Annotated in this window: 10 protein-coding genes and 3 tRNA genes; 10 read left to right on the forward strand and 3 right to left on the reverse strand. The window is 43.2% G+C overall.

Annotated elements, in window-relative coordinates; translation table 11 throughout:
- The 5 genes from AACX68_RS02855 to luxS all read left to right on the forward strand — a co-directional run bounded on the left by AACX68_RS02855 (nucleotide 1) and on the right by luxS (nucleotide 2848).
- A tRNA-Arg gene (locus tag AACX68_RS02855) sits at nucleotides 1-77 on the forward strand.
- A gap of 87 nt (nucleotides 78-164) precedes the next feature.
- Nucleotides 165-241 (forward strand) — tRNA-Arg (locus AACX68_RS02860).
- 86 nt (nucleotides 242-327) lie between these two features.
- Nucleotides 328-404, forward strand: a tRNA-Arg gene (locus AACX68_RS02865).
- A 196-nt stretch (nucleotides 405-600) separates the two neighbouring features.
- Nucleotides 601-2160, forward strand: coding sequence for a glutamate--cysteine ligase (gshA, locus tag AACX68_RS02870; RefSeq protein WP_228860554.1), 1560 nt, complete (start codon nucleotides 601-603; stop codon nucleotides 2158-2160).
- Nucleotides 2161-2332: 172 nt separating this feature from the next.
- The gene (luxS, locus tag AACX68_RS02875; protein WP_228860555.1) at nucleotides 2333-2848 is read left to right on the forward strand and encodes an S-ribosylhomocysteine lyase; all 516 of its coding nucleotides are present in this window, start codon (nucleotides 2333-2335) and stop codon (nucleotides 2846-2848) included.
- Between the two features lie 87 nt (nucleotides 2849-2935).
- Here the strand turns inward: luxS and AACX68_RS02880 are convergent, their stop codons facing one another.
- Nucleotides 2936-4231 carry an HlyC/CorC family transporter gene (locus AACX68_RS02880; RefSeq protein ID WP_228860556.1) on the reverse strand — a complete coding sequence of 432 codons (1296 nt, stop codon included), beginning with the start codon at nucleotides 4229-4231 and terminating at the stop codon, nucleotides 2936-2938.
- Between the two features lie 42 nt (nucleotides 4232-4273).
- Nucleotides 4274-5065 (reverse strand): cytochrome C assembly family protein, encoded by a 792-nt coding sequence (locus AACX68_RS02885; RefSeq protein ID WP_228860557.1) that lies wholly within the window; start codon nucleotides 5063-5065, stop codon nucleotides 4274-4276.
- A 188-nt stretch (nucleotides 5066-5253) separates the two neighbouring features.
- Between AACX68_RS02885 and ffh the strand changes: the two genes are divergently transcribed.
- The 5 genes from ffh (at nucleotide 5254) to rplS (ending at nucleotide 8772) form a co-directional block, all read left to right on the forward strand.
- A complete protein-coding gene (gene ffh / locus AACX68_RS02890) occupies nucleotides 5254-6615 on the forward strand; it encodes a signal recognition particle protein (RefSeq protein ID WP_099119911.1) in 1362 nt (453 codons plus the stop codon).
- A 136-nt stretch (nucleotides 6616-6751) separates the two neighbouring features.
- Complete coding sequence (gene rpsP, locus AACX68_RS02895; RefSeq protein WP_010845359.1) at nucleotides 6752-7000, forward strand: 30S ribosomal protein S16; 249 nt, start codon at nucleotides 6752-6754, stop codon at nucleotides 6998-7000.
- 18 nt (nucleotides 7001-7018) lie between these two features.
- Entirely contained in the window at nucleotides 7019-7567 is a 549-nt protein-coding gene (rimM, locus tag AACX68_RS02900; RefSeq protein WP_228860558.1) for a ribosome maturation factor RimM, read from the forward strand.
- Nucleotides 7568-7601: 34 nt separating this feature from the next.
- Nucleotides 7602-8354 (forward strand): tRNA (guanosine(37)-N1)-methyltransferase TrmD, encoded by a 753-nt coding sequence (gene trmD / locus AACX68_RS02905; RefSeq protein WP_228860559.1) that lies wholly within the window; start codon nucleotides 7602-7604, stop codon nucleotides 8352-8354.
- A 64-nt stretch (nucleotides 8355-8418) separates the two neighbouring features.
- Nucleotides 8419-8772, forward strand: a complete 354-nt coding sequence (gene rplS / locus AACX68_RS02910; protein ID WP_099110743.1) for a 50S ribosomal protein L19 — start codon at nucleotides 8419-8421, stop codon at nucleotides 8770-8772.
- Between the two features lie 118 nt (nucleotides 8773-8890).
- On the opposite strand, the gene AACX68_RS02915 is transcribed toward rplS, so the two are convergent.
- Nucleotides 8891-10234, reverse strand: coding sequence for an anaerobic C4-dicarboxylate transporter (locus AACX68_RS02915; RefSeq protein WP_228860560.1), 1344 nt, complete (start codon nucleotides 10232-10234; stop codon nucleotides 8891-8893).
- Nucleotides 10235-10367 lie beyond the last annotated feature (133 nt).

Consider the following 10367-nt stretch of genomic DNA (forward strand, 5'->3'; position numbering starts at 1 on the left):
GCATCCGTAGCTCAGCTGGATAGAGTACTCGGCTACGAACCGAGCGGTCGGAGGTTCGAATCCTCCCGGATGCACCATATTAAATATATCTGATTTATCGGGTATTCAATTCTGAAAAATCGGGTAAGCGACAGCACCTGAACAGAACATAAAAAATTAAAAATGCATCCGTAGCTCAGCTGGATAGAGTACTCGGCTACGAACCGAGCGGTCGGAGGTTCGAATCCTCCCGGATGCACCATATTAAATATCTCGATTTATCGGGTATTCAATTCTGGAAAATCGGGCAAGCGACAGCACCTGAACAGAACATAAAAAATTGACGATGCATCCGTAGCTCAGCTGGATAGAGTACTCGGCTACGAACCGAGCGGTCGGAGGTTCGAATCCTCCCGGATGCACCATATTAGATGAACCCCTGCCTATTAAGGCGGGGGTTTTTCGTTTTGTGTTTTATACATTATATTTATTTTACCATTTAGTGTTTGTGTTTTGTTCAATAACATATCTTCATCGCTATGTAGTCAGCGACAATTTGGCTTGTTTGATATAAAGTAAGTGCTCAATAATCATCTTATTAAAACTCCACGGGAGGTCAAATTGATCCCGGATGTATCAAAAGCATTGTCATGGTTAGAGGCAAATCCGGCCGTGTTAGATGGCATTTGTCGCGGTATTGAACGTGAAACATTGCGTGTTACTCCAGACGGTCATTTAGCTATGACAAAGCATCCAGAATCTCTAGGTGCTTCTTTAACACATAAATGGATTACAACTGATTTTGCTGAATCTTTGTTGGAGTTTATCACCCCTGTTGATAGTGATATAAAAAGAACTATAGATTTTCTTAAAGACTTACACCGATACACTGCTAAGAATCTGGTTAATGAAAAAAACTGGCCTTTAAGTATGCCATGCTTCATTGGTAAGGAAGATGACATTACGCTGGCGCAGTATGGCCAATCCAATATCGGGCGTTTTAAGACCCTGTATAGGGAGGGGTTGAAAAATCGTTATGGTGCATTGATGCAGACCATCTCTGGCGTGCACTATAATTTTTCACTACCGATCAGCTTCTGGCAGGCATGGTTAGGTGTAAAAGATGCAGAAAGTGGTAAAGAACAAATTTCAGCAGGATATTTTAAACTGATCCGCAATTACTATCGGTTCGGTTGGGTAATCCCATACTTGTTTGGTGCATCACCGGCAATTTGTTCCTCGTTTCTACGCGGGAGAGATACAGCGCTATCCTTTGAGCAGACTGAAAAAGGAACCTGTTATTTACCTTACGCGACTTCTTTGAGAATGAGTGACTTAGGGTATACCAACAAATCACAGAGTGATCTGAATATTACTTTTAATAGCCTTCATACATATGTAAAAGGTCTTAAAAAAGCAATTCACAAGCCGTCGGATGAGTTCGCAGCACTGGGAATTAAAAAAGATGGTAAGTATCTACAGCTGAATACGAACGTTCTTCAGATAGAGAATGAACTATATGCACCTATACGCCCTAAACGAGTTGCTGAAGAGGGAGAAACGCCTTCTGATGCCTTACTTCGTGGAGGGGTGGAATATATTGAAGTTCGTTCTCTAGATATCAATCCATTCACATCGATTGGCGTCGATGAAACTCAGATCCGTTTTCTGGATTTATTTCTGATATGGTGTGCAGTGGCTGATTCGCCTGAAATGAGCAGTGAAGAATTGGATTGTTGCCGTAAAAACTGGAATAAAGTGATCCTTGAAGGGCGTAGACCGGATCTTCATGTTGGTATTGGTCATGGGATTGAACTGCAACCGCTCAAGGTAGTCGGTCTGGAATTATTTGCAGATCTGGAACGTGTTGCTGAGGTCCTGGATAGTTGCTCTGGGTCACAATATCAGTCAGTTTGTAAGGAACTGGTTGGTATGTTTGAAGATCCATCGCTGACATTTTCTGCCCGTGTATTAGAACGGATGAAAACTCAGGGGATTGATGGTTTTGGATTGGAGTTGGCTAATAAATATTATCTGGAGTTAGTCAACGAGCCGTATAGTATACTCAACGATGAACGTTTTTCTGCGGAGCGTGAAGCTTCAGTAGAACGACAACGTAATTTGGAACAGCAAGACAACATGAGTTTTGATGATTATCTAAAATTACATGCAGAGTCTTAAAAATAAAAATGGCCACCGAGTGGTGGCCGAATTAAAAAAGTCTCTTAGAAAAATAAGGATGATAACAATTTTGCGCGTCTTCATTAATTAAGACCTGCTGTAATTAAAAAGGTTTCATTTATCTGAAAAATTTTTTTCGTAAAAAAATCTGATGTCTGAGGAGATTAAGATCATGCCTTTATTGGACAGTTTTACCGTTGACCATACGCGTATGTCTGCACCAGCCGTTAGAGTTGCCAAGATGATGAAAACACCTCACGGTGATACTATCACAGTATTTGACCTACGTTTTTGTATTCCTAACAAAGAAGTCATGCCAGAAAAAGGCATTCACACACTTGAACACTTATTTGCCGGTTTTATGCGCAACCACCTGAATGGCGCTGGAGTTGAAATTATCGATATTTCTCCAATGGGATGCCGTACTGGTTTTTACATGAGCTTAATTGGCGCTCCAGATGAATCCAGAGTTGCTGAAGCATGGAAAGGTGCGATGGCTGATGTACTGAAAGTCCAGAATCAGAAACAAATTCCTGAATTGAATGTTTATCAGTGTGGTACTTATGAAATGCATTCTTTGCAGGAAGCACAGGATATCGCCCGCCACATTCTGGATGCAGATGTTCGTGTTAATAAAAATGACGAACTGGCTTTACCGGAAGAAAAACTGGTTGAACTGCAAGTGTAGTGTGAGTTGAATTAAGCTGAATATAGTAAGACTTGTTATTCTGGCCGTAAAAATACCGTTCTACGGCCAGATTTGTTATGTTATCAATCAGCTGCTGGTTTTAGTATTTTTAGCTGCTCCCTTCTTCATCGGGGTTACACGTACTTTTTTGATAACATTGTCATTGACAGAAAGAATTTCAAAATTGTAATCGTTAATCTGCACCTGAACATTCAACTCCGGGATCTCGCCTAACTCTTCCAGAATCATGCCGTTCATTGTGCGTGGTCCGTCAGCCGGCAGTGTCCAATCAAATGCTTTATTTAATTCACGGATATTGGCTGTACCGTCCACCAGAACCGTACCATCACTTTGAGGTAAGACTTCTTCTGCCAGAGAAGGAGACATAGAAGTAGTAAAATCACCAACGATTTCTTCCAGAATGTCTTCTACAGTTACTAGCCCCTGAATGTCCCCATACTCATCAACAGCCAGACTCGCTTTTTGCTTATTGCGCTGGAAATTAACCAACTGAGCATTTAATGGTGTACTGACAGGAATGAAATAAATTTTATCCGCGGCTCTGATCAGATTTTTTTTCGTAAATTCTTTTTTCTCCATCATGAGACGGTAGGCTTCACGCACACGCAGCATGCCAATGGCATCATCCAGTGAATTCCGGTACAACACAATTCTGCCATGTGGTGAATGCGTTAACTGACGTATGACGGATTTCCAGTCATCATTAATATCAATACCGACAATTTCATTACGGGGAACCATAATGTCACCAACAGTGACTTTCTCAAGATCCAGTATCGAGATCAGCATATCCTGATTACGGCGTGAGAGGTTGGTGTTTGATTCATTAACAATCGTTCTCAGTTCATCTTTACTGACTGAATCATTACGAATGCCAGAAGCTTTGATCCCCAGACAGCGCATAAACAGTAAAGTGATCTTATTAAACGCCCATACAAGTGGCAGCATGATTTTCTGTAGTGGGCGCAATAATAAACTGCTTGGAAAGGCAACTTTTTCCGGGTATAGCGCGGCGATAGTTTTAGGCATAACTTCCGCGAAAACCAGAATCACAAAAGTTAGTATCCCGGTTGCGATTGCAACCCCGGCATCGCCATAAAGACGCATACCCACAATGGTAGCCAGTGAGGATGCCAGAATATTGACAAGGTTATTACCGATCAGGATCAGGCTGATGAGCCTGTCAGGATGGCGGAGCAGTGATTCTACTCTTCGTGCAGGATTGCTACCCTGTTTAGCTAAATGACGTAAGCGATAACGGTTTATTGTCATCATGCCGGTTTCTGAGGCAGAAAAGTAGGCAGAAATGATAACCATGATGACAAGAACAATAATTAATGTGCCTGTTGAGACATGCTCCAAAGCAGAGTTCCTTCCTAATGTTTATATAAGCTGGCTGCGGGTTTAATAAGTCATGAATTCCTGCAACAATCTGCTACCAAAAAAAGCAAGTGTCAGGATAAATGCACCAATCAAATTAAACCAAATAACACGTTTACCGCGCCATCCCTCACGATAGTGTCCCCAAAGCAACATGATATAGATAAACCATGCGAGGAGGGACAAAACCGATTTATGGATATTTTCTTTATTGAAAACATTATCCATATACATGATGCCTGTACATAACGTCAATGTTAGTAAAACTACGCCAACCTGGATAATGTGAAACATTTTGCGCTCAATAGTCATTAACGGAGGCATTCCAGGCGAGAAAGTGAGCTTTTTCTTTTTCAGCCGATTATCCAGCCAGCTAATCTGTAGCGCATAAAGTGCTGCAATCAGTAACGTGGCATACCCCAGTAATGCCAGCCCAATATGTATAAATAGACCAATGCTTCCTTCAAGATGAGTAATGAATTCACCGGGTACCATGCTTGCAAGTATCAAATTTATCACGGCAAAGCTGTAAACAATCGGCAGTAAAAACCAGGCACGGCCACGAAAGGCAACAATCGTCATGATGATACAGACCAGTAAGCTAACCATAGAACCTAAATTCAGCAATGTCAGATTTTGGCCACTACTGACATGGAACACCTGATATTTTAGGGATATCCCATGATTGAAGAGAGCGACAATTGCGAAAAGCAGAGCCAGTTTTTGATAACTGTTTTGTTGCCGCAATAAGCCCGGCACGATGAGCGTCAGGCTAATGAGATAAGCAAGTGAGGCAATGATTGAAAATACTGGCATAAAGTTTTTCGTTTTCGCAATAGTATTAGAGTTAACTTAAAATTTAAGTATACCGTCAGCGAGGATAGCCTCCAACCGTTGTTAATCATACTTGGGAATCTCTTTGCAGAGATTACATAATCATCGTGTTATAATTCACTAAATTTGCCTTACAGGTAGACCCACTTGTAGATATCTGAGCTGAGACAATGTTTGATAATTTAACTGACAGACTATCGCGCACATTGCGCAATATCAGCGGTCGTGGACGGCTGACTGAAGACAATATTAAAGATACGCTGCGCGAAGTTCGCATGGCTTTACTTGAAGCGGATGTTGCGTTACCTGTAGTGCGTGATTTCATTTCAAGAGTCAAAGAAAGCGCGGTAGGACATGAAGTTAACAAAAGTCTAACCCCCGGGCAGGAATTCGTCAAAATTGTTCAAAATGAACTGGTAAAGGCGATGGGAGAGGTGAACAGCGAATTGAATCTTGCTGTTCAGCCCCCGGCAGTCATTCTGATGGCGGGTTTACAGGGTGCCGGTAAAACAACCAGCGTTGCAAAACTGGGTAAACTGCTGAAAGAAAAAAGTAAGAAAAAAGTACTGGTTGTTTCTGCTGACGTATATCGCCCGGCAGCGATCAAGCAGCTTGAAACGTTATCAGAAACCGTTGGAATTGATTTTTTCCCGTCAGATCCACAAGAAAAACCAGTTGATATTGTTAATAAAGCCACCCAGCATGCCAAACTGAAATTCTATGATGTGCTTTTGGTCGATACAGCAGGGCGTCTGCATGTCGATGAAGCCATGATGGATGAAATTAAAGACGTTCATGCGGCAATCAAACCTATTGAAACTCTGTTCGTTGTCGATGCAATGACGGGGCAGGATGCTGCAAACACGGCCAAAGCATTTAATGAAGCGTTACCACTGACAGGGGTTGTACTGACTAAAGTCGATGGTGATGCTCGTGGCGGTGCAGCACTTTCTATCCGGCATATCACGGGTAAGCCAATTAAATTCCTTGGTGTTGGCGAAAAGACAGATGCTCTGGAACCTTTCCATCCTGACCGCATTGCATCGCGGATTTTAGGGATGGGCGATATGCTCTCCTTAATTGAAGAGATCGAAAGCAAAGTTGATCGGAGTCAGGCGGAAAAACTGGCATCAAAACTGAAAAAAGGTGATGGCTTTGATTTAACTGATTTTCTTGATCAGCTTAAGCAAATGCGCAACATGGGCGGTATGGCGAGTATGTTGAGCAAGATGCCGGGCATGTCTCAGGTTCCTGATGCTGTCAAATCTCAAATGGATGACAAAGTTCTGGTTAAGATGGAAGCTATCATCAATTCAATGACCCGCAAGGAACGTGAAAAGCCAGAAATTATCAAAGGATCGCGCAAACGCCGTATTGCAATGGGTTCCGGTACCCAGGTGCAGGATGTTAACCGTTTACTGAAACAGTTTGATGAAATGCAGCGCATGATGAAAAAGATGAAGAAGGGTGGAATGGCAAAAATGATGCGGAGCATGAAAGGCATGCTGCCACCTGGTTTCATGGGGCGATAATCAACAAATTTCGAAAGAAAATGCTCTTTGGATTGCTTTTTGCGCCAAAGTGAGTAAAATTTTCGGGCTTTTTCATGGACAGCCGGACTCCGTTCCTCGATGGAGTCTGGTTGTTTTGATAACTAATGAGGATGTTATGGTAACAATTCGTTTAGCTCGTGGTGGCGCTAAAAAGCGTCCGTTTTATCAAGTAGTAGTGACCGACAGCCGCAATGCGCGTGATGGTCGCTTCATTGAGCGCGTTGGTTTCTTCAACCCTATCGCATCAGGGAATGCTGAAGCTCTGCGTTTAGATCTGGACCGTATCGAACATTGGGTTGGTCTGGGTGCATCTGTGTCTGATCGTGTTGCGGCACTGATCAAAGACGCTAAAAAAGCAGCTTAATCTGTCGCGGTGGTAACAATGAGCAAACAATCTGGCCTGGAGCACCCTGTTGATCCAATCGTGTTGGGGAAATTAGGGTCAGCGTACGGCATACGTGGTTGGCTCAGAGTTTTTTCCTCCACCGAACAAGCCGAAGACATCTTTGAATATCAGCCGTGGTTTATTCAGCGTTCCGGCCAGTGGCAACACGTTGAGCTGGAAACATGGAAATATCACAATCAGGATTTGATCATCAAAATTAAAGGTATTGATGATCGGGATGCCGCTAATCTGTTCACTAACAGTGAAGTAGTGGTGGACTCATCCCAATTACCAACACTGGAAGACGGTGATTATTACTGGAAAGACCTCACGGGTTGCCAGGTAATCAATACGGCGGGTTATAACCTTGGCATTGTCCAGGATATGATGGAAACCGGGTCGAACGATGTGATGGTAATAAAGGCAAACCTGAAAGATGCATTCGGTATCAAGGAGCGGTTGATTCCGTTTCTTGATGGGCAGGTTATCAAGAAAGTTGATCTCGCTACCAAAATTATTGAAGTAGATTGGGATCCTAGTTTTTAATCTCCGGTAAACCGGTTGAGAAGTGGGACGCTATATGTGGATTGGGGTAATTAGCCTGTTTCCTGAAATGTTCCGCGCAATAACCGATTACGGGGTAACTGGTCGGGCAGTGAAAAATGGCCTGCTCAGTATCGATTGCTGGAGTCCGCGGGATTTTACCTACGACAGGCATCGTACTGTGGATGATCGCCCTTATGGTGGTGGTCCTGGCATGCTGATGATGGTGCAACCATTACGGGAAGCCATTCAGGCAGCTAAAGCAGCGGCTGGTGTTGGTGCAAAGGTGATATATCTTTCACCTCAGGGACGTAAACTCGACCAACAGGGAGTTTGCGAACTGGCAGCAAATGAGAAATTAATTCTGGTTTGCGGCCGCTATGAAGGTATTGATGAGCGCGTTATCCAAACCGAAATTGACGAAGAATGGTCTATCGGTGATTACGTTCTCAGCGGGGGAGAACTTCCTGCGATGACAATGATTGATTCCATATCCCGGTTTATTCCGGGGGTGTTGGGGCGTCAGGCATCGGCAGAAGAGGACTCGTTTGCTGACGGGCTGTTGGATTGCCCGCATTATACCCGCCCTGAAGTGTTGGATGGGATGGAAGTCCCGTCAGTTTTACTGTCAGGAAATCATGCCCAAATTGATCGCTGGCGCTTGAAACAATCACTGGGTCGTACTTGGCTAAGAAGGCCCGAACTTCTAGAAAGCCTAGCTCTGACTGACGAGCAAAGGATGTTGCTGGCTGAATTCCAACAGGAATATCAGGATCAGGCAACGAATTAATCTAGACATGTCCAATAAAGGAATGTCTCTGATATATCAGTTTACCTAGGGTAAGAGAGTTATTATGAGCAACATTATTAAACAACTTGAACAAGAGCAGATGAAGCAAGACGTACCTTCATTCCGTCCGGGTGACACCGTGGAAGTTAAGGTATGGGTCGTTGAAGGTTCTAAAAAGCGTCTGCAGACATTCGAGGGCGTGGTTATCGCGATTCGTAACCGCGGTCTGCACTCTGCATTCACTGTTCGTAAGATTTCTAACGGCGAAGGCGTTGAGCGTGTATTCCAGACTCACTCCCCAGTCGTAGACAGCATCCATGTTAAACGTCGTGGTGCTGTTCGCAGAGCTAAACTGTACTACCTGCGTGAGCGTTCTGGTAAGGCAGCTCGTATTAAAGAGCGTCTGGGCGCTAAATAATACGCTTTTGCTACATCCGAAAGTTATAGGCCAGCAATTTGCTGGCCTTTTTAGTTTCTCTTTCAGAAAAATAAATAGCCCGCAATCAGCGAGCTATTCTGTCAGTCCACTCCGTGGATCACATAAAAGTGCTGACTAAGACATACCCTACTGTACAGGCACTGCTAACACCAATCAGGCCCGGCACAAGAAAGCTATGGTTGATGATAAATTTCCCGATTTTTGTTGTACCTGAACGGTCAAAACCGATGCAGGCCAAATCACTTGGATAGGTAGGCAAAACAAAATAACCATAAGCCGCCGGAAAGAAGGCAATTAAAAGTTTAGGATCAACACCAAGTTGTAATCCCATTGGAGCAATTGCGGTCAAAGCTGCGGCCTGGCTGTTAACTAATTTTGACACCAGAAACAGCACTAATGCATAAGTCCAGGGTTTTGCCTGAACAATATCTTCCAGTACCAGTTTCAAATCGCCTAAATGTGAATGAAAGAAGGTATCACTCATCCATGCAACGCCAAAAACAGAAAAGATAGCAACCATTCCGGCTTTGAATACGGCGCTATTAGCTATTTCGCTGGTTTTGACTTTACAGGTCATCAAAATGATTGAACCTGCGATCAGCATCATCATCTGGATAACCAGATTCATAGAGAGTGGCTTTAATTCACCTTTTACTTCAAAAACAGGCCGTAGTTCAGTGCATGAACCGAACAATACCACGATTGCAATGGCAGCGAAAAAGATCCAGGTGGCTCTGTATGCCTGTTTAGGAAAGACCTGATCTAACAGAGTTTCTGAATTACCGTAGATAAATTCTCGTTGTTTAGGATCTTTAATTTTTTCCTGAAATTCTTCGTCTTTATCTAAATCTTTACCTCGGCGTAAACTCCATAATGCAGCAAGTACAACCCCGGTCAGTGATGCAGGAATTGAAATGGTCAGGATTTCTAAGATCCCGTAGGCATGGCCGATACCATGACTGGCCGCGATAATTGATACTAAAGAAACGACGGCAACAGAAACGGGAGAGGCAGTAATTGCCATTTGTGAGGCAACAGATGCGACTGCCATCGGACGTTCAGGGCGAATGCCTTTTTTTAAGGCAATATCACCGATGATAGGGAACATGGTATAAACCACATGGCCTGTACCACAAAGGAAAGTTAACATCCATGTAGTGAGTGGAGCTAAAATAGTAATGTGTTGTGGATGGCGGCGTAGAAGGCGTTCAGCACACTGCATCATCACATTCAGGCCACCCGCAGTTTGTAAAACAGATGCGCAGCCGATCACTGCAAGAATAGTTAGCATTACATCAACTGGTGGCTTACCTGGCTCTAATCCAAAAATAAATGTCAGTATAAAAAGCCCGATGCCACTGATCAGCCCCAATCCCATGCCCGCATAACGCGTACCTATCAATAAGCATATAATTATTATGGCAAATTGCAGCGTTATCATATCTATCCTTAATGAATGAGTAAAAAATGAACGTTGATAACCGACTTCTTTTAGACAGAGTTATTCAACCATTCTTCATAAATGTTTTTTTATAGTTTCGACTTAACATTAAAAACACATGTTAATATTATTA

It is taken from the genome of Xenorhabdus sp. PB61.4, assembly GCF_963894935.1.
Taxonomy (GTDB): Bacteria; Pseudomonadota; Gammaproteobacteria; order Enterobacterales; family Enterobacteriaceae; genus Xenorhabdus; species Xenorhabdus stockiae.